Annotated in this window: 29 protein-coding genes and 1 pseudogene; 17 read left to right on the forward strand and 13 right to left on the reverse strand. The window is 45.0% G+C overall.

Going from position 1 to position 25,377, the window contains the following annotated elements; genetic code table 11:
- Positions 1 to 12: 12 nt before the first annotated feature.
- Positions 13 to 783: an EAL domain-containing protein gene (locus tag R7040_RS06560; RefSeq protein WP_318095548.1), complete on the forward strand. Its 771-nt coding sequence runs from the start codon at positions 13 to 15 to the stop codon at positions 781 to 783.
- Between the two features lie 302 nt (positions 784 to 1,085).
- Positions 1,086 to 1,937: a lateral flagellin LafA gene (gene lafA / locus R7040_RS06565; protein WP_005375019.1), complete on the forward strand. Its 852-nt coding sequence runs from the start codon at positions 1,086 to 1,088 to the stop codon at positions 1,935 to 1,937.
- Between the two features lie 70 nt (positions 1,938 to 2,007).
- Here the strand turns inward: lafA and R7040_RS06570 are convergent, their stop codons facing one another.
- A complete protein-coding gene (locus tag R7040_RS06570; protein ID WP_005375016.1) occupies positions 2,008 to 2,295 on the reverse strand; it encodes a hypothetical protein in 288 nt (95 codons plus the stop codon).
- A 416-nt stretch (positions 2,296 to 2,711) separates the two neighbouring features.
- Between R7040_RS06570 and fliD the strand changes: the two genes are divergently transcribed.
- From fliD to R7040_RS06615, 9 genes are all read left to right on the forward strand, one after another.
- Complete coding sequence (gene fliD / locus R7040_RS06575; protein ID WP_005375015.1) at positions 2,712 to 4,058, forward strand: flagellar filament capping protein FliD; 1,347 nt, start codon at positions 2,712 to 2,714, stop codon at positions 4,056 to 4,058.
- Positions 4,059 to 4,090: 32 nt separating this feature from the next.
- Positions 4,091 to 4,477, forward strand: a complete 387-nt coding sequence (gene fliS / locus R7040_RS06580) for a flagellar export chaperone FliS (RefSeq protein WP_005375014.1) — start codon at positions 4,091 to 4,093, stop codon at positions 4,475 to 4,477.
- A complete protein-coding gene (locus R7040_RS06585) occupies positions 4,461 to 4,781 on the forward strand; it encodes a hypothetical protein (protein ID WP_005375013.1) in 321 nt (106 codons plus the stop codon). Before fliS ends, R7040_RS06585 begins: the two co-directional genes overlap by 17 nt.
- Entirely contained in the window at positions 4,778 to 5,851 is a 1,074-nt protein-coding gene (locus tag R7040_RS06590) for a flagellar hook-length control protein FliK (RefSeq protein ID WP_017634432.1), read from the forward strand. Before R7040_RS06585 ends, R7040_RS06590 begins: the two co-directional genes overlap by 4 nt.
- Positions 5,852 to 5,873: 22 nt before the next feature.
- A complete protein-coding gene (gene fliL, locus R7040_RS06595) occupies positions 5,874 to 6,374 on the forward strand; it encodes a flagellar basal body-associated protein FliL (RefSeq protein ID WP_005375011.1) in 501 nt (166 codons plus the stop codon).
- Between the two features lie 12 nt (positions 6,375 to 6,386).
- On the forward strand, positions 6,387 to 7,115 hold the full coding sequence (locus R7040_RS06600; RefSeq protein WP_005375008.1) for a FliA/WhiG family RNA polymerase sigma factor: 729 nt from the start codon (positions 6,387 to 6,389) through the stop codon (positions 7,113 to 7,115).
- A gap of 10 nt (positions 7,116 to 7,125) precedes the next feature.
- Complete coding sequence (motA, locus tag R7040_RS06605; protein WP_005375006.1) at positions 7,126 to 7,983, forward strand: flagellar motor stator protein MotA; 858 nt, start codon at positions 7,126 to 7,128, stop codon at positions 7,981 to 7,983.
- Complete coding sequence (locus R7040_RS06610) at positions 7,983 to 8,978, forward strand: flagellar motor protein MotB (RefSeq protein WP_005375003.1); 996 nt, start codon at positions 7,983 to 7,985, stop codon at positions 8,976 to 8,978. Before motA ends, R7040_RS06610 begins: the two co-directional genes overlap by 1 nt.
- A 77-nt stretch (positions 8,979 to 9,055) precedes the next feature.
- Positions 9,056 to 9,343 (forward strand): hypothetical protein, encoded by a 288-nt coding sequence (locus R7040_RS06615; protein WP_005375002.1) that lies wholly within the window; start codon positions 9,056 to 9,058, stop codon positions 9,341 to 9,343.
- Here the strand turns inward: R7040_RS06615 and R7040_RS06620 are convergent.
- The 4 genes from R7040_RS06620 to R7040_RS06635 form a co-directional block, all read right to left on the reverse strand.
- Positions 9,340 to 9,558 carry a DUF6500 family protein gene (locus tag R7040_RS06620; RefSeq protein WP_154204019.1) on the reverse strand — a complete coding sequence of 73 codons (219 nt, stop codon included), beginning with the start codon at positions 9,556 to 9,558 and terminating at the stop codon, positions 9,340 to 9,342. The two genes, R7040_RS06615 and R7040_RS06620, sit on opposite strands and share 4 nt — an antisense overlap.
- Before the next feature lie 10 nt (positions 9,559 to 9,568).
- A complete protein-coding gene (locus R7040_RS06625) occupies positions 9,569 to 9,946 on the reverse strand; it encodes a PH domain-containing protein (RefSeq protein ID WP_005386881.1) in 378 nt (125 codons plus the stop codon).
- A gap of 112 nt (positions 9,947 to 10,058) precedes the next feature.
- Positions 10,059 to 10,274 carry a TIGR02450 family Trp-rich protein gene (locus R7040_RS06630; protein WP_005374999.1) on the reverse strand — a complete coding sequence of 72 codons (216 nt, stop codon included), beginning with the start codon at positions 10,272 to 10,274 and terminating at the stop codon, positions 10,059 to 10,061.
- Between the two features lie 138 nt (positions 10,275 to 10,412).
- Positions 10,413 to 10,886 carry an HPP family protein gene (locus R7040_RS06635; RefSeq protein ID WP_005374998.1) on the reverse strand — a complete coding sequence of 158 codons (474 nt, stop codon included), beginning with the start codon at positions 10,884 to 10,886 and terminating at the stop codon, positions 10,413 to 10,415.
- A 98-nt stretch (positions 10,887 to 10,984) separates the two neighbouring features.
- On the opposite strand from R7040_RS06635, the gene R7040_RS06640 reads away from it, so the two are divergent.
- Positions 10,985 to 11,530, forward strand: coding sequence for a TetR/AcrR family transcriptional regulator (locus R7040_RS06640; protein WP_053303877.1), 546 nt, complete (start codon positions 10,985 to 10,987; stop codon positions 11,528 to 11,530).
- An 84-nt stretch (positions 11,531 to 11,614) separates the two neighbouring features.
- On the opposite strand, the gene R7040_RS06645 is transcribed toward R7040_RS06640, so the two are convergent.
- Together R7040_RS06645 and R7040_RS06650 are read right to left on the reverse strand one after the other, a co-directional pair.
- On the reverse strand, positions 11,615 to 14,056 hold the full coding sequence (locus R7040_RS06645; RefSeq protein ID WP_151515298.1) for a formate C-acetyltransferase/glycerol dehydratase family glycyl radical enzyme: 2,442 nt from the start codon (positions 14,054 to 14,056) through the stop codon (positions 11,615 to 11,617).
- A gap of 2 nt (positions 14,057 to 14,058) precedes the next feature.
- Positions 14,059 to 15,000 (reverse strand): glycyl-radical enzyme activating protein, encoded by a 942-nt coding sequence (locus R7040_RS06650; RefSeq protein ID WP_318081148.1) that lies wholly within the window; start codon positions 14,998 to 15,000, stop codon positions 14,059 to 14,061.
- Between the two features lie 258 nt (positions 15,001 to 15,258).
- On the opposite strand from R7040_RS06650, the gene R7040_RS06655 reads away from it, so the two are divergent.
- The gene (locus R7040_RS06655; RefSeq protein WP_065275635.1) at positions 15,259 to 15,933 is read left to right on the forward strand and encodes a fructose-6-phosphate aldolase; all 675 of its coding nucleotides are present in this window, start codon (positions 15,259 to 15,261) and stop codon (positions 15,931 to 15,933) included.
- 239 nt (positions 15,934 to 16,172) lie between these two features.
- On the opposite strand, the gene R7040_RS06660 is transcribed toward R7040_RS06655, so the two are convergent.
- The 4 genes from R7040_RS06660 to R7040_RS06675 form a co-directional block, all read right to left on the reverse strand.
- Positions 16,173 to 16,601 (reverse strand): DUF2809 domain-containing protein, encoded by a 429-nt coding sequence (locus R7040_RS06660; protein ID WP_064354941.1) that lies wholly within the window; start codon positions 16,599 to 16,601, stop codon positions 16,173 to 16,175.
- The gene (gene creD / locus R7040_RS06665; protein ID WP_064354942.1) at positions 16,588 to 17,928 is read right to left on the reverse strand and encodes a cell envelope integrity protein CreD; all 1,341 of its coding nucleotides are present in this window, start codon (positions 17,926 to 17,928) and stop codon (positions 16,588 to 16,590) included. Before creD ends, R7040_RS06660 begins: the two co-directional genes overlap by 14 nt.
- A gap of 75 nt (positions 17,929 to 18,003) precedes the next feature.
- Entirely contained in the window at positions 18,004 to 19,446 is a 1,443-nt protein-coding gene (gene creC / locus R7040_RS06670; protein WP_318095550.1) for a two-component system sensor histidine kinase CreC, read from the reverse strand.
- Positions 19,446 to 20,156, reverse strand: coding sequence for a response regulator (locus R7040_RS06675; protein ID WP_318081150.1), 711 nt, complete (start codon positions 20,154 to 20,156; stop codon positions 19,446 to 19,448). The genes creC and R7040_RS06675 overlap by 1 nt, the downstream gene beginning before the upstream one ends.
- 260 nt (positions 20,157 to 20,416) lie before the next feature.
- On the opposite strand from R7040_RS06675, the gene R7040_RS06680 reads away from it, so the two are divergent.
- On the forward strand, positions 20,417 to 20,929 hold the full coding sequence (locus tag R7040_RS06680; RefSeq protein ID WP_064354945.1) for a DUF2799 domain-containing protein: 513 nt from the start codon (positions 20,417 to 20,419) through the stop codon (positions 20,927 to 20,929).
- Between the two features lie 34 nt (positions 20,930 to 20,963).
- Here R7040_RS06680 and R7040_RS06685 read toward each other — a convergent pair whose 3' ends face one another.
- Together R7040_RS06685 and R7040_RS06690 are read right to left on the reverse strand one after the other, a co-directional pair.
- Positions 20,964 to 21,422: a GNAT family N-acetyltransferase gene (locus R7040_RS06685; protein WP_318081151.1), complete on the reverse strand. Its 459-nt coding sequence runs from the start codon at positions 21,420 to 21,422 to the stop codon at positions 20,964 to 20,966.
- Between the two features lie 24 nt (positions 21,423 to 21,446).
- Positions 21,447 to 21,917, reverse strand: coding sequence for a GNAT family N-acetyltransferase (locus R7040_RS06690; protein WP_065275497.1), 471 nt, complete (start codon positions 21,915 to 21,917; stop codon positions 21,447 to 21,449).
- Between the two features lie 132 nt (positions 21,918 to 22,049).
- On the opposite strand from R7040_RS06690, the gene R7040_RS06695 reads away from it, so the two are divergent.
- The 3 genes and pseudogenes from R7040_RS06695 (at position 22,050) to R7040_RS06705 (ending at position 25,193) form a co-directional block, all read left to right on the forward strand.
- Entirely contained in the window at positions 22,050 to 23,240 is a 1,191-nt protein-coding gene (locus R7040_RS06695) for an MFS transporter (protein WP_064354948.1), read from the forward strand.
- Positions 23,215 to 24,182: pseudogene (yidZ, locus tag R7040_RS06700) on the forward strand (HTH-type transcriptional regulator YidZ). Before R7040_RS06695 ends, yidZ begins: the two are co-directional and overlap by 26 nt.
- A 141-nt stretch (positions 24,183 to 24,323) precedes the next feature.
- On the forward strand, positions 24,324 to 25,193 hold the full coding sequence (locus R7040_RS06705; RefSeq protein ID WP_213870685.1) for a DMT family transporter: 870 nt from the start codon (positions 24,324 to 24,326) through the stop codon (positions 25,191 to 25,193).
- Positions 25,194 to 25,377 lie beyond the last annotated feature (184 nt).

A 25,377-nucleotide genomic window follows, 5' to 3' on the forward strand; every position in this document is an offset into this window, starting at 1 on the left:
TCAACACATGCGATGTACGAACATTTGGTTGGTCTCGCAGTACAATATATCGTCACGGATGACGATCAATTAGTCTTTGATGCTTTAAAACACAATGATGTCCAACACGCATGCCAAGCAATTAGGGAAGCTCAATCAGGAGAAGTAGAATTCCAACACCTGACGTTGAGATTTGGTATGCGTGGAGAACAAAGTGTCTATCAATTCAAACTCTCTGAACAAATGCAGTACTGCCTGGATTTGTTCAGTCTTTACCTTGCACTAAGACAAACACAATTTCAGTTAGAAGCCTTTCATCACGACTTGATTAGTAATGTTGTCGTGCCGATTCGCGTGGATGCATTACTGTGGGAGCCTGGGGTTTATTTCCTCGAACAGACGATTCAATTCCACTCTTCTGCTTTTCAACATGTGATTCCTTCTCTTCAAGCTGATGAAACGTTATGTGATCGTGATAAAGTCGCCACACTCACCAAAAAGTTAAAAGAGAATGCATATTCACTTTGGTTTGAAGTCGCGACATCGCAAGTGAACTTCGAGCGCGTCGCAGACTTTAGTCCCGATATGATCAAATTGTCAGTCACACTAGAGGATAAAGAAGAAAGACACGCTTTCCTACCTATTGCTAAGTTCTTAAGAAAGCATAAATATACTTGGGTTGCCGGACGTGTAGCGAGTCAAACGGAACTTAACCGTTATCGCTTATTGGGTGCCAGTTATTATTTTGGTTATTTCAGCGATATCCCAACCTCTCTCTCCTTTCAGTCTTTTGATGAGGAATAGTTGAAACTCAACCATTTATATTTAAAAACAGCACGATTTATTCGTGCTGTTTTTTTATTTATAACGGATAACCACAAGATCATCGGGCAATAGTTTCTTTAACTTAACTAAAAAATTTAGGCTTATATGATGATTTTCCCGGTTTTCATGGAATACAAATCACTAAAAATCATCAATTTTTATCTTTTTTAGAAATTTTTTAATTTTCAAATTAATCATTAAAGCCGACCGACCGCCTCTAGTTAGTGACAAGGGAATATCCCGAGGCCTGAAAGATATAGTGACTAACTAAGGAGACTAAGATGGCTTTATCAATGCACACTAACTACGCTTCGCTTGTAACTCAAAACACAATGAACACAACAAGCGGACTTCTAAACACAGCAATGGAACGTCTAAGCACAGGCTACCGTGTGAACTCAGCTGCTGATGACGCTGCTGGTCTTCAAATTGCTAACCGTCTAGAAGCGCAAACACGCGGCATGTCAGTAGCAATGCGTAACGCACAAGACGGCATCTCTATGATGCAAACTGCTGAAGGTGCGATGGATGAAATGACAAACATCGTTTACCGCATGAACGACCTTGCTACACAATCGTTGAACGGTTCAAACAGTGCAACAGACCGTGCGTCTCTTAACAAAGAGTTCACACAGCTTACTGCAGAACTAAACAACATCGTAGACAACACTAAGTTCGGTGGTCAAAACCTTCTTAAAGGCGGCGGCTTCGGTGCAGGTGACGTAACATTCCAAATCGGTGCATCTTCTGCTGAAACATTGACTGTAAGCGCAAGCGCAGGTATCGGTGAAATCACTACTATTCTTGCTGATGCAGCAATTACAGATGGTATCGATGACGCGACTAAAGCAAAAGCAGCACTAGACAAAATCAGCGGCGCTGACGGTCTAGTAGAAAAAATTGGTAGCTCTCGTGCAGACTTCGGTGCGAACATCAACCGTCTTGAGCACACTATGGCTAACCTTGGTAACATGGTAGAAAACGTTACAGCATCTAAAGGTCGTATCATGGATACAGACTTTGCAGTAGAGTCTTCAAACATGACTAAGAACCAAATGTTGATGCAAGCAGGTACAACTGTTCTGTCTCAAACTAACCAGCTTCCAAGCATGGCAATGTCACTACTACGCTAATTACTTAGTTAATAGTGCGCTTAATTTAAATCGTCTTAATTATAAAGCCTTCCTATGGAAGGCTTTATTTTTATCTACGAATATAAATAGAGCTCGTATTATCTTTGTGAGATTCAGGCACTCTGAATCCGAACTTCAACATAATATTGAATAAAACCTTATTAAACAGTTCTAATTCTATCGTCTCTAATTTACTTCCTATTTTACTATCTCTAAGTTCAGGAAAATTGAACTTAGCTTCCTTTAAGATACTAGCTATCTCATCAGAATTGATGCTCTGTTTACTTAATAGTTTTTTGTTAATGAACTCTTCATATGCACGAGCACATTTCATCAATCGTAACGCAAATTCATTCATAACTGACATTCTTTGAAACGTAAAAAATTTAATTTTTAGTGAGAACACTTGCACATCGCACTATCAAAAATAATATCAGAACGCAATTAATGCACTCTGTAAGAATTATCTGAATCAAGCTGAAGTAAAGGCTGAATATAACGTCTAATTAAAACATATCTCCTAATTAGAACCGTCAATACAATTAAATATTTTCTTTGTTTAGGTCGCCTTTTCTTATAAGGAAATTACTTTTTCCATGGAGGAAGGCGGAACAAACAAGGTGGAAACACCACTTCCTCCCAAGAAAACAAAATAGCTTTAAACCTTTGTTTTAATTGAATTTAATATACGGCACGCATCTTGCCACTGATAATTAAACTAAGGCGTAGCATTCAAAGTATTCAAGCCAATAAGAGATGAGAGGAGCACACCTCATGAGTTCTTTAGACCCAGTAAAAATGGCAACCCAATTCGCACAATTGGACACAAACCCATTCAAAAACCGTTACCAAGCGCAAGCTAATGTGTACCAGTCACAACTGTCAGCTTTTAATAAAGTTGAAAGCGCACTACGTGATTTTCGTACTGCAATGAAAGAGATGAATAACAGCACAAACAGCATCATCAAAAACAGTGCGACACTCTCTCAAGAAGGTAACTTTACTGCAAACGCGGATGCTAAAGCGCTAACGGGTAACTATCAGATTTTTGTAGAAAAAGTGGCAACGGCGCATCAAGTATCTACAGGAATGCCTGCAGACCTTGAGGCGACGACAGAAGTACCAACTACTGGATCTTTAGAATTCACCATCAACGGTGAAACAATGACTCTAGACTTGTCCTCCGTTGATGTTAATGGTGACGGCACTGCAACGATCAGCGATTTAGCCAGTGCGATTAACAATCACACGGACAACCCTGGCGTTAACGCCACTCTAGTTCGCTCGAATGGTCAAACACACTTTATGCTATCGAGCACTGAGACTGGTGTCGAAAATAAGATCAACGTATCTGCATCGGGTACTGGCCAAGCGTGGTTTGAAGACGCCTTCACCAACCTCAAGCAAATCAACGCTCCGCAAGATGCGGTTATGTGGCTAGGTGCAAAAGACTCAGGCCTGAAACTAACCAACGCAAGTAATACTTTTGAAGGTGTCATCGACGGTGTTGACATTACCGTATCTAAACCGCAAGCCGCGGGAGATTCTCCAATCGGTTTAAAAATTGGAGCTGATAGCGAAGGCACTAAAGAACAACTAGATAAGTTTGTGGAAACCTACAATGCCCTTGTTTCGACTATCGATCAGTACACCCAAATTGGCGGTGAAGATCAGAAACGCGGCGTGCTCGCTAGCGACTCGACATTGCGTTCTATTGAGAGTCAGTTAACGGGGTTAATCCGAGGTGAACACAATGGTATGCGCCTAAGCGAAATCGGCGTGAGCCTAGACCGCAACGGTAAAATGAAAGTTGATCAAGAAAAGTTCAAAGAAGCTCAACAAACAAACAGCGCAGGCTTAGAGGCGTTGTTTAATGGGGATGACGCTTTGCTAGATTCTCTTGACGCGATGGTAGAGCCTTTCTTGAAATTCTCATCAGGTACCTTCAGCACGCGTAAAGACGCAATACAGTCAAGCTTAGACCGAATCAAAGATAAACAAACCAATTTAGAGCGTAAGTACGAAATGTCGTACAACCGCTATCTCAAACAATTCACTCAAATGAATTCAATTATGACCCAAATGAACCAAACCATGTCCATGTTTAATGCTCAAAAATAAGACATTTGGTTCCAAATTTAGGAGAAATATTCATGCTTATGGATTCTGGTTACGATTCGTACCAACAAGTCGATCTCGACGCTCAAGCGGCAGCAGCAAATCCACACCAATTAGTCATCATGTTAATCGATGGCCTACTCGATGAAGTTGAACGTATTCGCGGCCACCTAGCCGCAAATCGTTTGGCCGAGAAAGGGAATGGAATCAACAAATGCATGAACATCTTGATTGGACTAACAAGTGCTCTAGATGATGAAAACGGCGGTGAAATTGCGGAAAACCTACGCCAGCTTTATGACTTCTGCCAAGTCGAACTTTATTACGCTAGCGTGCAAAACGATGCAAATCGCTTGGTTAACGTTGAGCGTGTAATGGGTAACATTCGTGAAGGTTGGATGAATTTTGGACAACAAGCATAAAGTATCGCCAGAGCGATTCCGTCATTTATCTCAGCTCATCCAGTTCGCCGCAAAAACGGCCGATTGGCATGCGCTCAAGCGGTACGACTTGCAGTTGCGAGAGCTTTTGATCAGTCACAAGCCTTTTTTGAAAGATCCTAAGCTTGCACCTGAAATCCAGCGAGCGAAAACAGTGCACGCTAATGCCTTCGCAGTATTAGAGAAGTCGACCAACGAGTTGAAAAAAGAGATGAACATGGTCAATGACCATCAAGAACGCGCTATGGCCTATCAATTAGCAATGACCATGGAGCTAACTCAATGATCATACCTTCTTCAACTCAGCACTCGGGTAATTCGCCAGCTAACAATGAGGGTCACATCAAGCAAGCGAACTCGGTACACGGCTTTTCTCATGGTTTTAAATCAGGGAACAAGCAGAATGGTGAGCAAGACTTTAACTCTGCGTCAGCGGTACCGAGTTTTCACCTTACGGCCTCTACTTTGAACAACGCAAACAAAGTACAAAGTCATGGTTTTGATACTGATGACCGCTCAGCTTCAGATCCGGATGCCAACTTGACCAGTACACCAGGGTTAACAGAATCGACTGATCTTGCAGCGCAAGCTCAAGCTTTAACCCAGGGTATGATTACCATGGCAGAGAAGCAGGCTGAGAAACTAGGAAAAGCGTCATCTTTAATGACTGCGAGCGAAGTTAAGTCTGTTACTCAAGATTCGTCTAACGCTATGTTAAACACATCATCAAAACAAGATGTGAAGCAAAGTCTGCCGACTTCATCGAGTTCGCGTTTGCCTATCTCCGGTGCTGAGTTTCAAACTCTTTTGAATCAACCTGTTCAAGGGCAACCAACCGCATCTCTACTTCAAGCACAAGCCCCTACAACACAATCTGCACATTCACCGGTTGCGACGAGTCATGTTCAAGCTCAAGGCTCTGAGTGGGCAGCGGTGCGTGTTGATACCACTGCCGGAAAGTGGGGGGAGCAAATGATGCAAGTATTACATGATCGCGTGACGCTCCAAGCTCAACAAAATGTACAAGAAGCAAAAATCCGCCTAGACCCACCAGACTTAGGGAAATTGGATTTACTTGTACGTGTTGAAGGTGACCGATTGAGTGTCCACATCAACGCCAATGCCGCAGCAACACGAGAAGCTTTAATGCAAGTTTCGGAACGATTGCGTACTGAGTTACAAGAGCAAAACTTCGTTCATGTCGATGTCAATGTTGGCTCTGATCAAAACCAAGGTCGAAATGACCCACATGCAAACGAAGAAGACGCCAATATTTTCGCCGCACGAGAATCTGGTGCATTCCAAACCACGACAACAACTAACTATTCAGAACACTGGCTAAGCACTCAAGCTTAGTAAATCTTCGAGGAAAAAGGTTATGACCAAACAACAAATGATCGCCCTGTTTATCGCCATGATCATCACCAGTGCCCTCGTTTCGGCCGTCACAATTATGGGCGGAATCTGGTACTTAAACAAACACGCTCAAGAGTCACCTGACTCTGGTTCACTGATCGAAGACTCTCCACTGTCTTTTTTGGTCACAGAACAACCGACAAGTAAAGGTCCTAGCTTCCATCCTTTGGACAAAGTCGTTTTGACCGTTAAAGGCAAGAAACAGACTCACTTTGTGATGCTAGAACTGGCAATTGAGACACGCCGTCCAGAGCGTATCAAAGAGATCGATGAATACATGCCTATGGTACAAAACTCTCTATTAAAACTGTTTAGCGACAAAACGTTTGATCAGTTACAGCAAGCGGGTGCCATCGATATTCTGCAAGACGAAGTGAAGCAAACGCTTCTACTCGCTTTTGCCAAAACAGACATCGTCCGAGAAATCGACGATGTTTTGTTGACTAAATATGTTGTGCAATAACGGAGCACAACCATGTTAGACATGAATGTACAAGACACTTACACCACAGAAGAGGAAGTGACAACACCGTCACGACCAATTGATGAAAACGCATTGCTACAACGTCATCAGGTCATGGTAAAACGCGTAGTTAACCAGCTGCGCGTTCATGCCACTTCTCACTGTAGTATTGAAGATATGCAGCAGATAGGCCTTATCGCTCTAGTCGAGGCTGGACGCCGATATGGCGATGTTGACGATCCTCACTTTCCTGCTTTCGCCGTTTGTCGAGTTCGGGGAGCTATTTTAGACGAATTACGCCGACTAGATTGGCGTTCACGTAAGACTCGTCAACAAGCCCACGAGCTCAACGACGTGACTCGAGATCTCACTCGAACGTTAGGTCGAATGCCAACGGATGCCGAAATCATCCAGGCTTTAGGGACGAATGAGCAAGATTATTACAACCGCCAAAATGCCGCTCTCGCAGGCGAGATGCAAAGCCTTGACCAACTGATGGAGAGCAGCGGTGATAGCTACATTGGCGGACAATACGATGGCATGGAACATGAACATATTCGTCGTAGTTTAGACAGTGCTTTGGGTAAGTTACCTAAGCGCGATCAACTGCTCCTGACTCTGTTCTATCAACATGAACTCAACTTACACGAAATAGCTCTGGTATTGGATCTGACACCACCTCGTATATGTCAGCTTCACAAACAAGCGCTGAAACAACTCAACCAATTAATGTCCTCTTAGGAGTCACAAGATGCAAAAGTTTTTTGGAGTGCTCACTATCCTGGTGTGCGTCTTCGGTGGATATATGTGGGCCGGTGGTAGCTTAGGTGCTATCTGGCAGCCAGCCGAATTCCTTATCATTATTGGCGCCGCTGCTGGTTCTTTGATCATCGGTAATCCGCCTCATGTACTAAAAGAAATGCGTCGACAAGTGCCAGCGACCATTAAAGGTCCAACGGAAGAGCATGAGTACTACATGGAATTAATGGCACTACTCAACAACTTGCTAGAGACAGCGAGAAACCGCGGATACAAGTTTCTGGATTCTCATATTGAGGCTCCGGAGCAAAGCTCTATGTTCCTCGCTTACCCGACGATCGCAGAAGATCATCGCCTAATTTCTTTCATTACTGACAATTTACGTTTAATGGCAATGGGACAGATGTCGCCTCATGAATTAGAGGGACTGCTAGAGCAAGAAATCGAAGCAATACAGAACGAAATGCTTTTACCTTCACGCTCACTACAGCGTACAGCAGAAGCACTACCTGGCTTCGGTATTCTTGCAGCAGTTGGTGGCATTATTATCACCATGCAAGCTATTGATGGCTCAATCGCTATGATTGGGTATCACGTTGCGGCAGCTCTCGTTGGTACATTCATTGGTATTTTCGGTTGTTACTGTGGCTTAGATCCACTAAGTAACGCCATGGCTCAGCGAGTAAAACGTAATATGACTGCTTTTGAGTGCGTTCGTGCAACCTTGGTTGCCTACGTAGCGAAAAAGCCGACATTGCTCGCCATTGACGCTGGTCGTAAACATATTCAGCTAGACATCAAACCAACATTCAACCAAATGGAGAAGTGGTTAGCTGAACAGGAGGGATAATGCAAAAACAAGAGCATGTAGTGTTCAAACGTGCCAAAGTATACAGCCATGATGAGTCGTCTCATGGCGGCGCGTGGAAAGTCGCGTTTGCTGACTTCATGATCGCCCTAATGGCGCTGTTTCTTGTACTTTGGGTTATGCAGGTGGTAGACAAAGAAGAGCGTAAAGCGATTGTTGCCCACTTGCATAGTTCAAGCGTATTCGACAAGAGTTACGGCAACCCATTTGATACGTCACAAAGTATTTCTCCTATCGACTTGGCACAGGACTCTTCTGTGCCAAGTAAACACAACTCCAACCATGTGGTAAGCTCTTACTTCAAAGGTGATGGGGATGGACCAGAAATTGATTCTTTGATTCCTGGTAACTTCGATACTCAAGAGCAACTTGCCGCACTAGCGAAAGTAATTGAGCAAATGACTGCCCAAATTAATGCGCAGGGAAATGTAAACGTCACGGTGACACCACAAGGTTTGCGTATCGTCCTTCAAGATGATTACAAACAGCATATGTTCAGCCGTGGTGGTGCAGAACTTACTCCTTTTTTTGAAGATTTACTGCTCGCACTAGCACCTGTATTTCATCGTGTTAACAACCCTCTGATCATCAGCGGACACACAGATGCAATTCCATTTAAAAAGCGTTTTGGTCGTCAATCTAACTGGGCGTTATCAGCCTCTCGAGCAGACGTAGCAAGAAATACGTTAGTTGAAGGCGGTATGCCGGATGATAGAGTAATGCAGGTAACGGGTATGTCAGATAGAGCGCTGCTTAATCCTGATGAGCCAGATTCTAGCGAAAACCGTCGTATTGAGCTGTTTGTTTTAACGACTCCTGCCGCTAAAGTGCTTGAGACCCTTTTTGGCAACCACCAAGAAAGCGAACTGCAAAAAGCGAAAGATAAGGCTGAATTCAACCAACCAGTCATTCGTCAAGAAGTCATCAATTACTCCGGCGATACCGCCACCAGCGAAGTAAAAATTCAAGAATTATAATCTTAAAAGGTCACCACTCTGATGGTGACCTCTCTAACCAAAGCCTCTGTTACTGTGACTTTTTAGTTGAGTTCTATATGCACATAACATCATCCGAAAAAAGAAAAAGCGACTTACTGAAGAAAGCCTTTTTATGGCTCATTGTCTTCGATTACCTTTTATTGGCGTTTTTCTTAACTCAGCTATCAAGTATGACATTAAACAGCGGAACCATGATCAGCTTGTTACTTGTAGTTTATAACGTCTTACTTGTTTCGCTATGTTTTCAACGAACCAACAAGCAGGACTCTTACATTATCTACCCTGTTTTGTCCGCAACGTTATTAGCATTTGTCTGCTTTCTTTACTTCTTTTTTTTAATTTAGCTCCCCGACTCGACCATTGATTTTACTTTTACTGCTTTTTCGAAGTGGTCGAGCTGATGAGTCTGAATCCACCACGTAGCCGCTTCCATCAACAGCTCTGGGTCGTCATTTTTATTAGCGAAAAACGCATAAAATGAGAGACCAACCAATTCACCTTTACTCGCGAGCTTTTTGTCACAGACCTCTATAATTTTGTCTCTCAGCGAAGCTCTCATTTCTAATCCCTTAACCTAGTACATACTCACTAACCATACGGTTGAAAGAAATCAAATCAAACGAGCCTTTAATTTCAAAACGCACTCTTCCCACCTCACTCATGAAGAACTCGATTTCACAATCCAAATCAAAAGTACCAGAGGTCTCGATAGAAAATGCATTGATCTTACTGTAAGGCAAAGAAGTGTAATCCACTTTTGAGCCGGTAATCCCTTGCACATTTGCCGCTATCACTCGCTTGTTCGTAAACACCACTTGGTCACGAACTGTTTTAAAAGCAGCGAAAATAGTCTCACCATCAATCAAGAACTTAAGGAAGTCTTCTCTGGCATTAGAAACGTCAATCGGCTTAAGCTTAAATACAGAGGAATTGTCGAAATCAATCATAATTAATCCTTTGAGTGGGCGTTAGAACGAATTATCAACGTATCAGATAGCACCACTTTTGCCTACTCGCAACGCACGTTTCTGCTTGATTCGCCCAACAACGAAGCGTCACTCACTTCCACCCTTGCATCCATTGCTCAGAGTCTTTTAGGTCTTGCCAGTTCATCTCTCGGTCGCGTTTACTCATGACTGCCTCGATGACACATCTCACAACGTTACCATCTTCATCTAGTTCCATTTCTGTCACGACAAAATGCTTCTCTTTGTTTTTAGGTGAAATTGCCGTCCATTTACTGTGCAATAGTTTCTTAGGGTGGATTCTGTTCATCGCATTGTACCAATTTAACTACCATGTTGATGTATACGACTGAATACCAAGAGAGAATCAGATTTTGTTTTTGCAAACCGACAAAAGATAAAACCGCAAAAGAGATCACTCCCTTTCGCGGCTCTAACTACAATCCGACTAGGTCTTCTGACCATTCAGTCGAGGGTTTAAGTACTGACTTTGTAGCAACTGTAACCCTTTACCGACCAGAACAATCACTACCGCGCCAATCAGGACAGGCGTGAAGAGAAAACTCCATCCCTGCCCAGACGCCATGATCAAAATTGGATTTGCCCCCGCAGGTGGATGAGTGGTCTTCGTAATCAGCATCGCAGACACACCTAGCCCCGTCGCAATCGCGAGCGTGACCGGCGTGACGTCAACATACTGGCTAAACGCAATACCGATAGATGCCGTAATGAAGTGACCAATGATCACGTTTTTTGGTTGAGCGAGAGGGCTGCTAGGCACCCCAAACACCAGTACTGCGGTAGCACCAAATGGTGCCATCAGGAGTACAACCTCAGTCAGTGATACCTCAGCGTAGGACAATACGCCAATAGCCAACGTAGCGCCAAGCCCGGCAACCAACGATAAAATTAAATTATTCATAAACACCTCAAAGTAGACCGAATTGTCTACAAAATAAAATAGACAAATCTGTCTACCTTTGTCAATATGTGTTTATGGAACTTTTTGAGGACGTAGTTATGAACAAAAAGAAACAGTTATTGATCGACACAGCTTTGTCACTGTTTTATAAACAAGGCATCAACTCTATTGGCATCAATGAAGTCCTCAATGTTTCCGGCGTGGCTAAACGCACGCTATATAACCATTTTGAGAGCAAAGAAGCGCTTATCATCGCCGCATTAGAACAACGCCACCAAGTATTTATGGAATGGTTGGAGGAAAAGCTTTCTTCAGCACAAACGTGCGCGGAGGTGATCGATCAGTTATTTACAGCACTCAACGGCTGGTTTCATGGCTCTGAAGAAAAGTTGGGCGAGTTTCGCGGTTGCTTTTTCATCAATACGTCCGCGGAATTCAGTGACGACAGTGGCGAGATCGCAACGTATTGCCGCTACCATAAGCAGCAAGTCAGAGAGCTAATTCAACGCTATCTCAAATCAGACAACGCTGCATTACTCGATGCCATTTGCATCATGAAAGAGGGCGCGATCACTACCGCTTACATGACGAAAGAGTACGACAACGTCACGAAAAAATGCGTGACCATTTTGCACAAGCTGTAATGCGGTCAGGTATAGTCATTTGCGGATTAAGTATTCAAACCAAAGGCACCAATCGGTGCCTTTTGTTTTACTTAGTGAGTCTACTTACAGCTCGTGCTCGGTGCGTGCGATGATGTCGTCTTGCGCGTCTGGTGATAGCGCGGTGAAAAACGCTGAGTAGCCTGCAACTCGCACAACAAGATCACGATATTGTTCAGGGTTCTTCTTCGCAGCTAGCAAGGTCTCACGAGAGACGATGTTGTACTGCACGTGCCAACCTTTGTGGTGGTTGAAGAAGGTACGAATCAACATAGAAAGCTTGAGCTTATCCCCTTCAGACTCAACCGCTGCAGGGCTTAACTTCTGGTTAAGCAGCACGCCACCAAGGATCTTATTCGCTTGAATCTTACCAACCGAGTTGTACACTGCCGTTGGACCTAAACGGTCTGAGCCAGATGACGGGCTTGCACCTTCTGCCAATGGCGTTTTCGCTTTACGACCGTCTGGCGTTGCCATGGTTGAAGCACCGAATGGGACGTTTGCCGAGATACTTGATGTACCTGCGTAGTAACCGCCGCCAATTGGACCACGCCCATGACGTGTATTAACGAACTGCTCTAGCTCATCAATGTACACTTGGTACGCGTCTGCCAGTAGTTGGTCTACTGCGTCATCATCGTTACCGTATTTTGGTGCAAAGTTGATAAGACGTTGGCGAAGCTGCTCGTTCTCCATGCCGTCGAAATCTTCAGCCAATGCTTTTGCTAGCTGTTGTTGTTGTGAGATAAGGGGTTGGGTGATTTGCGCATCATCGAAAACAAGGTGCTTGATGGCGGCTAGGCTGTTACCCAAGTTTGCGATACCGACTTGCAAGCCAGATACCCAATCGTATTTCGCGCCACCTTCTTTCACGGTTTTACCGCGAGCTAAACAGTCATCCACCAGCGTTGAACAGAATATGTCTTGCGCTTGCTGTTCAAGCACGCTGTCGACGACTGTATCAATCTCAATCGATTTACGGGTGTAGTAGCGGATTTGCTCTGCCCAAGAAGCTGTCACTTGCTCAAAGTTCTCAAAGTTGCCTTTTGCTAATGACTTATCGTGCGGCAAGAAAGCTTTACCCGTTGTTGCATCCACACCTTCGTTCAATGAAGCAAGCAAGATACGAGCGAAGTTAATGAAGCTCATGCCCGTACAACGGTACCCCCATTTGCCCGGAACCGCCGTCTCGATACAGCCGATAGATGCGTAGTTGTAAGCGTCTTCTTTCTCTACGCCAAGCTTGATGAATTCAGGAATGACAATCTCATCGTTGTTGAACGCAGGCATACCGAAGCCGCACTTAATCACTTCGATACAACCCATTAAGAACTCTTGGTTCAAACCTTCGTGGTAACGCACACTTAAGTTAGGTTGCGTCGAACGTAACTGGCCACAAGATTCCAGAATCGCCCAAGAAAGTGGATTCACTGCGTCTTCTGGCTCACCCTTTTCATTCAACTTCTGACCGCCAATACACACGTTTTGGTACAGCGGAGAACCTGCGGAGGCTTTAGAGTGCGCACCAGAGCGAATCTTGTTAACTTCAAGCAGCTTCAACCAACAGCTTTGTAAAAGCTCTAATGCAAAGTCTTTCTCAATTGTGCCGTTTTCGATATCACGAACATAAAATTCGTTGAGGAACTGGTCCATACGACCGAAAGAAACCGAGTGACCATTCGATTCGATTTGTAGCATCAACTGAACGAAGTAGCTCAATTGCAGTGCTTGCCAGAAGTTTTCTGGTGCGTGGCTCGCGACATGACGACAGTTTGCCGCAATGCTTTCTAACTCAGCTTTGCGTAGCGGGCGCGTCTCTTCTAACGCCATTTTTGCCGCCAATTCAGAGTAGCTCACTATGTGGTCTTGAATCGCAAGCAGCACGATTTCGACCGACTTGTAGAACTGCTCTTTCTTCAAGCCTTCAAAGGTCGAAACATCATTGTTAACACGGTGCTGACGAACATCCTCTAACAAACCGTTCATGCCTAGCTTAAGGATTTTCTCGTTATCCACCGCAAGGTGCGCGTCACCCGAAGTCATGTTGCCTTCAGCTTTAATGATGGTGCTGGCTAAGATTTCTTGCTGCTCATCAGTGAACAAGCCGTAACAACGGTCTTGAACGGTTTTACCACGCCAATACGGTGTGATGCTGTGGATGCTTTGCTTATCTTCTTCGGTAACGGCAAAGCCTGCACCTGGGCGGTCGGCTAGATCATCAATTTCCGCTTCAATCCAACGTACAGTGTATTCCGGGAAAATAGGCGCAGCACGCACTTTGCTCGCTTGGTTACCGACGATCAACTCATCGTGTTTAATCCAAATAGTACGAGTGCGTAAATGCTCTTGCAGTGCTAGCGCACGTTGGACAATCACAGGTTTGTCTTCGTTTGCTTGATAAGCACGAGTGTATGCCTCTGCACGCTCGGTACAGACAGGTGGCGTTACGATATTTACTAGTGCCGATTTGTGCGCTTTGATACGCTCAGGAAGGTAATTCAGGTCCATAGTTAACCTCTTACAATCACGTTAAGTTGGGTGTTTTCGCTTGCGTATTGCATGGCGCTTTCTAGCAGTTCTGGTTTGTTTAATGGCTTGTCAGAACACTCGTAAGGCATATCGAGCAAACGGTATTTATTGATGCCGAGCGTGTGGTACGGCAGCAAGTGAAGTTCTTGGCAGCTTTCTAGTGAAGCCGCAAAATCGATGATGTCTTTCAACTCTTCGATGGTGTCATTGAACCCCGGCACCACTGGAACGCGAATCACAATGCGTTTCGCGATAGGTGCCAGTTTTCGGAAATTGTCTTTGATGCGTTTTAGTGAACCTTTCGCCCAGCTAAGAAACTTCTCTTCATCGGTATGTTTTAAATCCGCCAACCAGCAATCAATATGCGGCGCGACTTTTTCGACGTTCTTCCACGGCACATGCATGCACGATTCAATAGCGGTAGAGACTTGGTTGTCATGCAGACGCTGTGCGAGTTCTACCACCAAATCCGCTTGCATGAGTGGCTCACCACCGGAGAAGGTCACGCCACCTTGGCTTTGGTCGTAGAAAGGTTTGTCTTTCATTAAGGTGTCGAACAGCATGTCTGATTTTGCTTCGTCACCGCAGACGGTCAGTGCTTGCGTAGGACAGACGTTTCGCAGCGCGATCAGTTGGTCTTCTTTGATTGCTTTGCGATTGATGATGATTTGTTTGTCGATACGTTGAATACCATCACCCACCGTTTCGCTACCCGCTGTGGGTTGAGTTGTGGCTTGATAAGCAGAAACGCACAGCTGGCAACCTTCCATACAGCTTCGTTGATCAAAAAGCAGTGAATGCTTTTCGCTGCGGCTTTCTGGGTTTTGACACCAAGGGCAAGACAAGCTGCATCCTTTAAGAAAAAGAATGGAACGAATGCCATCGCCATCATGGGTAGAGAATCGTTGAATATTGAAATACATCTCTGCTTGCCTCTTGGTCTGTGCTACCGCTGTGTACTTAATCCGTTTCTTTCTTGCTGGTTAAGTCTTATGAACAGCTTTTCTTTGTTCGAACTGAAAGCTTCATTTGAGCGTTTACAAGTTTCACTTAACTTTCATTTAATGAAATTATTATAGTTTCAAATGAAATTTCAATTGATCAAAATCAAGATCTCGTTCGATTGTCAGATCTATAGTGATCCCATCATCAAAACGAAGATTTTGTTTAAGGTAGAAACCATGATTGAACTTTATTTAGATACTGCTGATGTGGCAGAAGTAAAACGCTTTAACCAGTGCCTACCGCTAAAAGGCGTGACGACAAACCCAAGCATTTTGGCGAAGTCAAAGCAGGGACTGAATGAAACCCTAGCAGACATGCAAGAAGCACTTGGCGGTACACCTCGCTTTCACGCTCAAGTCGTGAGTTCAACCGTCGAAGGCATGGTGGCAGAAGCACGCCAACTGAATGAATTGCCTTACGATATGGTGGTAAAAGTGCCAGCAACAGAAACCGGCTTAGCAGCAATTAAGCTAATGAAAAAAGAGGGAATTCAGATTCTTGCTACTGCTATCTATTCAGCTCAACAAGGGTTCCTTGCAGCACTGTGCGGTGCAGACTACCTAGCACCTTACGTAAACCGCATTGATGCGATGAACGGCAACGGTGTTGAAGTGGTTGCGGATCTTCAATTGTTGCTCGATCAAAACCAACTACCAGCGAAGATTTTGGCAGCCAGCTTCAAGAACACTCAACAAGCGATGGAGGTGATGAAACTGGGCATCGAAGCCATTACATTGCCAACCGATGTGGCAGCGCAAATGTTCGCTCACCCAGCAGTAAAACCTGCGGTTGAACAGTTCGATAAAGACTGGAAAGAGACGTTCGGCGAGAAACTTTCATTTGAAAGCTAATTAAAAGTAAGAACTCAATATCTTAGTCAATAATAAGGGAATCTTAACTCACCCTGTGCGCCGGTGAGTTAAGATTCCCTTTTTGTATTTCATATAAAGAGGCGAGGTTTACAGCAGTTCTCTATTGGTCAGTGACCAAAGGTACACGCGCTTGAGTAAACTGATTTTGACCCTCTTACGAATACCTCGTTTGGAATGGCGGAGTCGGTTTGGTAGCACAATGGCTTTCATCTCGGTTTTCATTTCTTTTCCATCCACCAACACAGTAGACCTCCGATGCAGTAAGCCAGCAGATCTTTCCAATCAAATGTGGCGCCCAAAATTACAGCCAGAGGCGATGAAGATTCGATACCAAGCCAAGCTGCGACCTGAAGCAATTGCCCCAACTCGACGGCAAACGCAATCAACACCACCAGTGAAACCATCCAGTTAACGGGCATGGAGAACAAGCTTGCAAGAAAGTAGTAGAGCCAAACCACAACCAGAACATCACCAAATGTCGGACGAATAAAGCTGTCTCGAACATAGAGCGCAATAACGACCAATGTGATAAAACACACCAAGCTTTTCAGTCCATTTTTTGCAGAAAATTGCAGGCGGATAGCGCACGTTTCTTCCAACATATTGCTTGGCTGCCCTGTGAGAATTGCTCGTTTAAACATCTTCATGATTCGCCTTTGCGCTTTCTTCCGCTTTCTTATTTCGTGCGTACCAGTCGATGTTGCGTGTAATGACCATAGTGAAGCTCAAAATCGCGAAACACAGTAATGTCCCCATTACCAATGCGTAACTCTCTGCTTGTAGCAAGCCAAACAGTAATCCGTAGAGAGTAAGCAAACACGCTCCGAATATCGCGCCGTGTTTGGTGTTGCTCAACATACCGCTCACGTACACACTTAAAAGCCCCGTCGATGCGACTGCTGACACCACATACGCCCAGTTGAAGCCGAGGTGTTCACTCATCGAAATCAGCAATAGATAGAAAAGCGCTAAAGCCAGACCAATAAAACCGTATTGCACTGGGTGAACCGGACGCGCTTGGAACAGCTCCAGCAAGAAGAAACTCGCAAATACTAATGTAATAACCAACAGTGAATAGTTAACGGCTCGGTGAGATTTCAAATAGTGGTCTACGGGATCAATCAAATCTACGCCCATTTGTCGCTGTTCAAGCTCGTGACAAGCGTGATTCGATGACAAACAACTTTGGAACAGCTGCGCGATATTGGTTGAGAAGTTGTTGCTCGCCCATTGTGCTTTAAATCCATCTTCAGATACCTCTGACGACACTGGTAAGTAATCACCGATAAAGCTTGGATGTGCCCAAGTTGAAGAGAATTCAACCGTTGTTTGACTGCCGATTGGTGTGACTTGAAGCTGACCCATACCTTGCAGCAAGAAGTTAAGATCGAAAGCCAAAGGTTGCTTTGCGTTTAGGTCTGCGAGTGTCAGAGCACTGTGGAAGCCTTGTGGTAGCTGATTTAACCCTGTTCCCGGTGCGACTTCGATATCAGAGCTCGCCATGGTCATGTCATCCAAACGAATCAATCCGCGGCTGTCTTCAATGCCAACCACTAGGCTCATGTTGTCAATATCAAGCCCCTGCAACGCCGCGAGCTCGTCTGCATCGAAAGTGCCTTTCAGTGCCACTTGTGCTTTGTATAAACGCGCGCGGTAAATGCCTCGGTACTTTTCAAAACTGTCCAGATTCGCGCTCATATCAAAAGTGCTAGGTAGGAGGAATTTACGACGCTCTTTAATCTGTACTTTGTCATCTCGGTAACTGGTTTCGGTGTAGTTAACCATGATGAATGGACCAATGATGCGTTGTTCGCCGCTGCTGCTGCGTGCGATGTCGTTTCTGACTTCATCTTGGCGATATGAGCGTTCTGAGATCAGCCCTGTGACCATTGAAAGCGGGATTTGCAGTAAGACAAACAAAAACAGCACGAAGGCGAACTTCGTGCCGAGTTGGTTATTGAGGATCTTTTTCATGTTTCATTCTCCATTTGCTGATGGAAGTAATCTAAATCAGCAATTTGGAGAACGAATGGAGCTAATGTGGAGTTTCTATGGAGTTGGTAAAATCAGGGTCACTTTCACGCCAGCATCGACGTTTTCGACTTGCAACTGACCTTTGTGCAGCTTGATCACTTGCTCAACAAAATTCAGCCCGAGCCCAGTGCTCTTAACACCATTTTCCCGAGCGAGGGAGTAGAAGCGTTCCGTCAAACGCGACATCGCGTAGTCGGGAATGTGAGGACCTGAATTGAAAATCGACAGGCACATTTTCTCTTTCGCGACCTCAGCTTTCCATTCAATGCATCCCTCCGAATCAACAAAATCCAGCGCATTGTCCATCAAGTTAAAAACGGCTTGTTTCAGTAAGAAGGCATCACCAAGCACGGCGAGATGGTCATCAATTTGGATGTTGGCAATCACCGACTTTGCACTCAAGCGCGCATCCGCCGATTCAACCACTTCATTGACCATTTGTTTTAGCGAGATAGCTTCGACTTGTTCTAGCTCAGGGCGCTTTTCAAGACGAGCAAGTTCGAGCAACTTATCAATCAATGACTGCATGCGGTCGCTTTCTCGCTCAATGTTGCCAGCAAAGCGCGTGACCTTTTCTGCAGGCAACGGCATTTGCAATATTTCACTCGCGCCTTTAATCGCTGATAACGGGCTTTTCAGCTCATGAGTCAGCGTCTGTACGTACTCTTCCACATATTGTTTACCATCGAGCTGATTGCGCATTTTCTCTAATGCGTCGCTTAGCGTGCCGTACTCATAAAAGATACGAAATGTCGGCTTAGAGACCTTTTCACCCTCACCCATTTTGGTCGCGTAGTCTTCTAGCTTGTTCAGTGCCGAGTGAATTCGCCAAGCAAACAATGCCCCTGCCAATAGCACTAAACCACCCATCCACACCATCCAAAACAGCACATTGCGTTTAGAAAGATCGATGAAGGGTTGTACTGAGCGATTGGATTTTGCCACCGTCACGCTGCCAATAATTTCACCTTTATGATAAATGGGCGCAGCAACGTGCATAACGGTTGAGAGCGGATCTTTCGGGTCTTCGATGGTACTGCGCGCACCGTATTGACCACGCAACGTGAGATACACATCGTTCCATTGCGAATAGTCTTTGCCAACATCTTGCTGCCAAGAATCCGCAATCACAATGCCTTGTTTGTCGGTGATGTAAATTCGATGGTTAATCGCTTTTTTGCCAATTTCCCAAATGCGCGCTTGAGGTTCTCGCTGCCCATAAGCCGCTAGCAGTTTGGAGAAGCGACTCTCAGACAACTTTCCGTTTGCAACGTCCTCTTCTGCCAATACCGCGAGCAAGTTCGCCATATCCACCAGCGTCTCTTCAGTGGTTTGACGCACGGTTGGCTTAAGTTCTTGGACGACAGTTTTGCTCACCATGTAAGCCGTCATCCCGACTAAGATGAAGTAGAGAAAAAACAGTCTGAGTCCAAGAGGGATCTTCGGCCAGCGATTCATCATTCACCTTTAATGCAGTAGAAGTAACCAAAGCCACGCTTGGTACAGATGCGTTCAGACATCCCAAACGGCTTCAACTTATGGCGAATAGCTTTGATATGAGTATCGATATTGCGCTCGTATGCGGCCTCTGGCGCCATGTCTGCCGCGACCATGAGCTGCTCTCGGCTCAATACATTGGAAGAGACAGAAATCAGTTTATCGAGGATCTTGAACTCCACCGCAGTTAACCCAAGCATTTGCCCGCCAACACCATAATCGAAGTTTTGCGCGACTAAATCATGGTTCAAATGAGGTTGTTCTGGAACAGCTACAGGCTCTGGTTTGTGCTCCATCAGTGGCGCTTTAGCTTTGATTCGAAGTTTAATGCGAGCCAACATTTCACGCGGGCTGAATGGCTTAGTCACGTAATCATCCGCGCCAATCTCCAAGCCGACTACGCGGTCAATTTCATCGCTTCTTGCGGTGAGAAAGATAATGGGAATATCAGAAAACTCACGGATGGTTTTACATAATTCAAAACCATTGCCATCCGGTAAGCCTACGTCTAACACAAGTAACGCTGCAGAGTTATGCTGCAAAAAGGCCAAGCCCTCTCCTGCCGTTACAAACCACTCTGCGTGGTAGCCATCCATCTCTAATACATGAATCAGGTTCTCTGCGATGGCAGATTCATCCTCAATAATGACGACGGTTGATTGGTCGCTCAATGTTCTAACCTCACTGACGATACTTGTTTAGATGCACATCTTGTTCACTTACTTTGGCGCAAAGGCTATCGGATTGATACCACAAAGGCAAAATCCGTGAATAATATTAATCAAACACCCTCTCATTCAGCGTGGTGGACTTATCACTCACACTGATGAGTCACTACAATTGTGAATACAATGATTTCAACCATTGATATGAACAGTGTTCATTTTACACTCGAGTTATCAATTCGATTTTGTTTAAAGGACAGTAACTGATGAAAAGAGCGCTAATCCCCCTAGCTTTACTCACTTTGCTCTCTGGTTGCGCCAGCATGTCTCCGGATGAGTGCAAGACGGCGAACTGGTACAAGGTAGGTTATCAAGATGGCCGAGACGGCAACGATCCAAACGTTATCAATAGCTATACCGAAGACTGTGGTGAAGCGGGTGTGACACCAGACCGAGCGAAATGGAAAGAAGGCTTTGATAAAGGCACTATCCTATATTGCTCACCAGACAATGGTTACACTGTCGGTATCGAAGGCAAAGAATATTACGGCGTGTGCAGCAGCAAAGAGTTCATTGAAAACTACCAGTTAGGTCATCAAGAATATCAACGCCAGCAACGCATCCAAGAAATCGATACTGAAATCTCCGTCATCGATAATCAACTTGATGGCAACCCAGACAAAGACAATGCCAAACGTCTGAAAGAGAAGAGAAAGCGATTGGCTGACGAGCGTTCAGACCTGTTGTCGCCAACCATCAACTTGAATCTGAATTTCTAAATCGATTGGATTTAGCTTCTAAAAATTCATGGCCCTAGCTCAGTTCTAGGGTCATGAATTGACTGTTCGGATCGAGTTCGTAATCCCCAAACGGCTCGCAGTACACAAAGCCATGCTTTTCATACAACAGGCGCGCAGGTTTAAAAAATTCCATCGAGCCCGTTTCTAAACTCAAGCGCTGCAAGCCTTTTTGCTTCGCTTGCTCAATCACATGAATCAATAATTGAGATGCCACTCCTTGGTTTCTTGCCGCTGGCGTGGTGCGCATGGATTTCAGCTCCGCGTGTTGGCCATCCAACTCTTTAATCGCAGCACACCCCAACAGCTGCTCATCTTTCCATCCAGTCCAGAACGTTACGGCTGGTAGTTTTAGTTTATCCAGGTCTAACGCATGTACGCTCTCTGGCGGTGACGTGGCGTACATGTCCTGTAAATGTCCTTCCAACAGCGCTATCACTTGCGGCCGTTCTAAATTGTCGATTTCAATTCTCATATATCCATCCTTGGTTTTTCATAGCTAAAGCGGCTGTCTCATAATGTGCTGCGGTCCAACTGGGCCGCCGTGGTAAAGCTCATTGGTATCTTCAAACCCTGATTTTAAATAGCACTGATAAGCAGGTATGTTGCGGCAATTCACAGTGAGATAAAGCGCATCAAACTCGGGATAATGGCGTTTGGCGAAATCGGCAAACTGTTGAATGGCTTGCTTGGCGATGCCTTTGCCTTGATGACGGAGATCCACCAGCAAAGCCCGCACGCCTAAACTGTTTTCCGGGCAAAAATCGTATTTCTCACTGTAAGCTGCATCAAATAGAAAAAAGCCAACCACATCATCGTCTGTCAAAATCAGATGCGGAAGTTCTGTAGGTTCAAGACGCGTAAGCATTTCACCCACATCCGCGACCGTAAACTGCGATTGCTCTTCTAGCACGCTAAGTTCGCAAGTTTGTTCATGTCGCTCAGGCGAATACTTTTCAATAGTAATCATAATCTTCCTTGTTGTTTTTATGCTCAATTCATACAGGGTATGTCGTAAATAGAAATACCTAGTGTCGTATTTCCCACTCGCAGGCAAACGTTTAGCACTCTATTATCCTCGCCATTCGATAGAGAGGTTTCCATGTCCCGTTTTTTACTTTGTAGTTTTGCACTTGTTTTACTCTACCCTACTGCCATTGATTTGTATCTTGTTGGTTTGCCTCAAATTGCGTCAGATCTCAACGCCAGTGAATCTCAGTTGCATATTGCGTTTTCGATCTATTTAGCTGGCATGGCTACCACCATGTTATTCGCGGGGAAAATTGCAGACTCTGTGGGACGAAAGCCTGTTGCCGTCGTCGGCGCGATGATCTTCGTGCTCGCGTCTTTTCTCGGCGGGATGGCTGAGCAACCAAACACTTTCTTGATTGCTCGCTTTTGCCAAGGCATCGGGGCTGGATCTTGCTATGTCGTCGCATTCGCGATTTTACGCGACACGTTAGACGATGAACGCCGCGCGAAAGTATTGTCGATGCTCAATGGCATCACCTGTATCATTCCAGTGATCGCACCCGTGATTGGTCACTTGATTATGCTGAAATTTCCTTGGCCGAGTTTGTTTACCACAATGGCAGGAATGGGCATTCTCGTCAGTGTATTGGCCATTTTTGTTCTCAAGGAATCACTACCCAGCCAACAAGGTGAAGAACAGACAGCGCCAGAGAGCCATCAAGAGACTTTCTTCGAGCGATTTTTTATCAGTAGGCTGATCATTACTGCACTTGGAGTGACCACCATTCTGACCTTTGTTAACGCTTCACCAATTGTCGTGATGAGCATGCTTGGTTTTGATCGCGGTGGCTATTCTTCCATCATGGCTGGTACTGCGACGATCAGTATGTTGATTTCGTTCTCGGCACCATTGGCATTGGGAATTTTTAAGCAGCGAACCTTATTGATGACCTCTCAAGTATTGCTCGCTTGTGCAGGCATCGTGCTCAGTGCTGCCTATTTCCATGATGGACAATCTCATTACTATGTGTTCGGACTTGGGCTGATTTGCGCTGGCTTCGCTTGTGGCTTTGGCGTGGCCATGAGCCAAGCGCTCAGCCCATTCTCTCAACAAGCTGGCGTGGCGAGCTCACTACTGGGCATTGCTCAAGTTTGTAGTTCCGCGTTCTATATTTGGTTTATGGGTTTCATCGGCGTTAGTGCACTGAATATGTTGGTGTTTATCTTAGTGTTAGGTAGCGTAATCAGCCTTGCTCTAATACTATTGATTCCAAAGCCTGTTCACGATACCCATTATGAAGAAATCCCTAGCGCGACTTGATTTAAACTTACTGTTCACTCTGCAATTATTGCTGCAAGAGCAAAGCGTCTCGAAAGCCTCGAAAAAGCTGAACGTTACGCCCTCTACCGTAAGTAAGTCGCTCAACAAACTTCGTCATTGGTTCGATGATCCTTTGTTTGTCAAAACACCTAAAGGTCTTGCGCCAACGCCTTTGGCACAAAGCATGGAGCAAGATCTCGCAGAATGGCTGCAAATTGGCAGCCAAATTGCAGAAAAACGCAGCGATATTACGCCTAAAGGAGTGCGTTTTGATATCACGATTGAGTCGCCATTAGTGCTCACAGTGCTGGACAGACTCATCGTCGCTATCCACCAGCGATACCCTGAAGCGAAAGTAAAAACCAGTAACTGGGATTACGATTCACTCGACGCCATCATTCGAGGCGAGGCGGATATCGGTTTTACCGGCCGAGAGAGTCACCCGAGATCGAAAGAGTCGTTGGATCTTCTGCCGTATTTCTTGGATTTTGAGATTCTATTTTATGACCTGCCGATGGTGTATTTGCATAAAGATCATCCGGCATTACAGCAAGAGTGGAATCTCGAGACCTTTCTGAGCTACCAACACATCAATATTGTTTGGGAAAAAAGTGAAACTTGGGCGTTGGATGAAGTATTAACGGAACTAGGGCTACAGCGCTCTATCGGGCTGACGATGTCCAACTTTGAGCAATCCCTTTTTATGGCAGCGCAGCCGACGCATGACATGATCACCACCGCGCCGCACTATTGCAAAAGTTACACAGAAAAGCTGCATCTCGATTTGGTGTGCTTGCCAATTCCATTAGACCAAGCTCAACAAGACAAGTTACTGATTCCATTTACCATGATTTGGCATAAACGCAATGCGTACAATCCCAAATGCTATGGTTGAAAAACACCATTAAGTCATTGTACAAACAACCTTCCCAACCACAGTAAGACTCAGGCTAAGGTCAGGTTTTCTCTGGTTATTTTTAATGACTTTCTTGCTCTGATAGCTATAACTAATCACTTTATCAACTAATAAAAATGTTCTTTTGGATCTACACTAGCTGTTCATTTACACGCTAAGGATCAAGGATGTCGACCTTCTTACTCACTGCTATTGCAATGCTGGCGTTCGCTGCCAATTCATTATTGTGTCGAATTGCCTTGGCAGAAGGGTTAATTGATGCAGGAAGCTTCACGCTCGTTCGATTGATATCCGGCGCTGTTATCTTAATCGCAATGCTTGTCGTGAGAGGTCAGTGGAAAACCGATCGGCCAACTTCTCGCTTTCGCTTTTTTGCTGGCGTGGCGTTATTTGGTTACGCTGCCCTTTTCTCTTTCGCGTACTTACAACTGGCGACAGGAACAGGTGCTTTGCTTTTGTTTGGTGCCGTGCAACTTACGTTACTGGCAATCTATTGGTGGCAAGGTGAGCGCTTTCAGTTTCTCGAAATCATCGGTATCGGCCTTTCAATTGTTGGATTTGTTTGGTTGATGTTGCCATCTGCCACTCGCCCCGATATTAGCTCTGCACTTCTTATGTTGATTTCTGGCGTTTGTTGGGCTGCGTTTACTGCGCTCGGTAAACAAGCGCCTTCTCCAAGTAGTGGCATCACGTGGGGATTCATCGCTGCATCAATAATTGGCGTGCTCCTTTCGCCATTAATCTTGTCCTCAATCCACCTTTCTTGGAGCGGAGTGTTGCTCGCTATCGCATCTGGTGCCATGGCCTCTGGCCTTGGTTATACACTTTGGTACCAAGTCGTGCGTAAGCTCTCTCTACTTCAAGCCGCCGTCAGCCAACTTTCCGTGCCAGCCATTGCTTTGCTACTCGGCAGCATCGTACTCCACGAGCCTCTTTCACTGCATATTCTTTTCACCAGCGGCATCATTCTTGGTGGGATCGCTTTGGTTTTTTTATCTCGATCCAAAAAAACAAACGAACAATCAGCAAGCCGATAAAAAGTAATAACTTTCCCTCTCAAATACCCATTCATCATCTATGCTTTTTAAAGCAGTAAAGCTCATTGCAGATGGTACAAGTGGTCTGCTTTGGTACCAGGCGAAGAATATAAGGTGAGAATTGGCTCACACAATGCAACGATTTTGTTTCAAAAATGAGAATCGTCACAGATCGCGAATTTGC

The organism is Vibrio sp. 1069 (genome assembly GCF_033340555.1).

Excerpts from the sequence above, each read along its gene's own strand:
- R7040_RS06560 (WP_318095548.1), top strand. The coding sequence starts at position 13 with ATGTACGAACATTTGGTTGGTCTCGCAGTACAATATATCGTCACGGAT.
- lafA (WP_005375019.1), top strand. The coding sequence starts at position 1,086 with ATGGCTTTATCAATGCACACTAACTACGCTTCGCTTGTAACTCAAAAC.
- R7040_RS06570 (WP_005375016.1), bottom strand. The coding sequence starts at position 2,295 with ATGAATGAATTTGCGTTACGATTGATGAAATGTGCTCGTGCATATGAA.
- fliD (WP_005375015.1), top strand. The coding sequence starts at position 2,712 with ATGAGTTCTTTAGACCCAGTAAAAATGGCAACCCAATTCGCACAATTG.
- fliS (WP_005375014.1), top strand. The coding sequence starts at position 4,091 with ATGCTTATGGATTCTGGTTACGATTCGTACCAACAAGTCGATCTCGAC.
- R7040_RS06590 (WP_017634432.1), top strand. The coding sequence starts at position 4,778 with ATGATCATACCTTCTTCAACTCAGCACTCGGGTAATTCGCCAGCTAAC.
- fliL (WP_005375011.1), top strand. The coding sequence starts at position 5,874 with ATGACCAAACAACAAATGATCGCCCTGTTTATCGCCATGATCATCACC.
- R7040_RS06600 (WP_005375008.1), top strand. The coding sequence starts at position 6,387 with ATGTTAGACATGAATGTACAAGACACTTACACCACAGAAGAGGAAGTG.
- motA (WP_005375006.1), top strand. The coding sequence starts at position 7,126 with ATGCAAAAGTTTTTTGGAGTGCTCACTATCCTGGTGTGCGTCTTCGGT.
- R7040_RS06610 (WP_005375003.1), top strand. The coding sequence starts at position 7,983 with ATGCAAAAACAAGAGCATGTAGTGTTCAAACGTGCCAAAGTATACAGC.
- R7040_RS06615 (WP_005375002.1), top strand. The coding sequence starts at position 9,056 with ATGCACATAACATCATCCGAAAAAAGAAAAAGCGACTTACTGAAGAAA.
- R7040_RS06620 (WP_154204019.1), bottom strand. The coding sequence starts at position 9,558 with ATGAGAGCTTCGCTGAGAGACAAAATTATAGAGGTCTGTGACAAAAAG.
- R7040_RS06625 (WP_005386881.1), bottom strand. The coding sequence starts at position 9,946 with ATGATTGATTTCGACAATTCCTCTGTATTTAAGCTTAAGCCGATTGAC.
- R7040_RS06630 (WP_005374999.1), bottom strand. The coding sequence starts at position 10,274 with ATGAACAGAATCCACCCTAAGAAACTATTGCACAGTAAATGGACGGCA.
- R7040_RS06635 (WP_005374998.1), bottom strand. The coding sequence starts at position 10,886 with ATGAATAATTTAATTTTATCGTTGGTTGCCGGGCTTGGCGCTACGTTG.
- R7040_RS06640 (WP_053303877.1), top strand. The coding sequence starts at position 10,985 with ATGAACAAAAAGAAACAGTTATTGATCGACACAGCTTTGTCACTGTTT.
- R7040_RS06645 (WP_151515298.1), bottom strand. The coding sequence starts at position 14,056 with ATGGACCTGAATTACCTTCCTGAGCGTATCAAAGCGCACAAATCGGCA.
- R7040_RS06650 (WP_318081148.1), bottom strand. The coding sequence starts at position 15,000 with ATGTATTTCAATATTCAACGATTCTCTACCCATGATGGCGATGGCATT.
- R7040_RS06655 (WP_065275635.1), top strand. The coding sequence starts at position 15,259 with ATGATTGAACTTTATTTAGATACTGCTGATGTGGCAGAAGTAAAACGC.
- R7040_RS06660 (WP_064354941.1), bottom strand. The coding sequence starts at position 16,601 with ATGAAGATGTTTAAACGAGCAATTCTCACAGGGCAGCCAAGCAATATG.
- creD (WP_064354942.1), bottom strand. The coding sequence starts at position 17,928 with ATGAAAAAGATCCTCAATAACCAACTCGGCACGAAGTTCGCCTTCGTG.
- creC (WP_318095550.1), bottom strand. The coding sequence starts at position 19,446 with ATGAATCGCTGGCCGAAGATCCCTCTTGGACTCAGACTGTTTTTTCTC.
- R7040_RS06680 (WP_064354945.1), top strand. The coding sequence starts at position 20,417 with ATGAAAAGAGCGCTAATCCCCCTAGCTTTACTCACTTTGCTCTCTGGT.
- R7040_RS06685 (WP_318081151.1), bottom strand. The coding sequence starts at position 21,422 with ATGAGAATTGAAATCGACAATTTAGAACGGCCGCAAGTGATAGCGCTG.
- R7040_RS06690 (WP_065275497.1), bottom strand. The coding sequence starts at position 21,917 with ATGATTACTATTGAAAAGTATTCGCCTGAGCGACATGAACAAACTTGC.
- R7040_RS06695 (WP_064354948.1), top strand. The coding sequence starts at position 22,050 with ATGTCCCGTTTTTTACTTTGTAGTTTTGCACTTGTTTTACTCTACCCT.
- R7040_RS06705 (WP_213870685.1), top strand. The coding sequence starts at position 24,324 with ATGTCGACCTTCTTACTCACTGCTATTGCAATGCTGGCGTTCGCTGCC.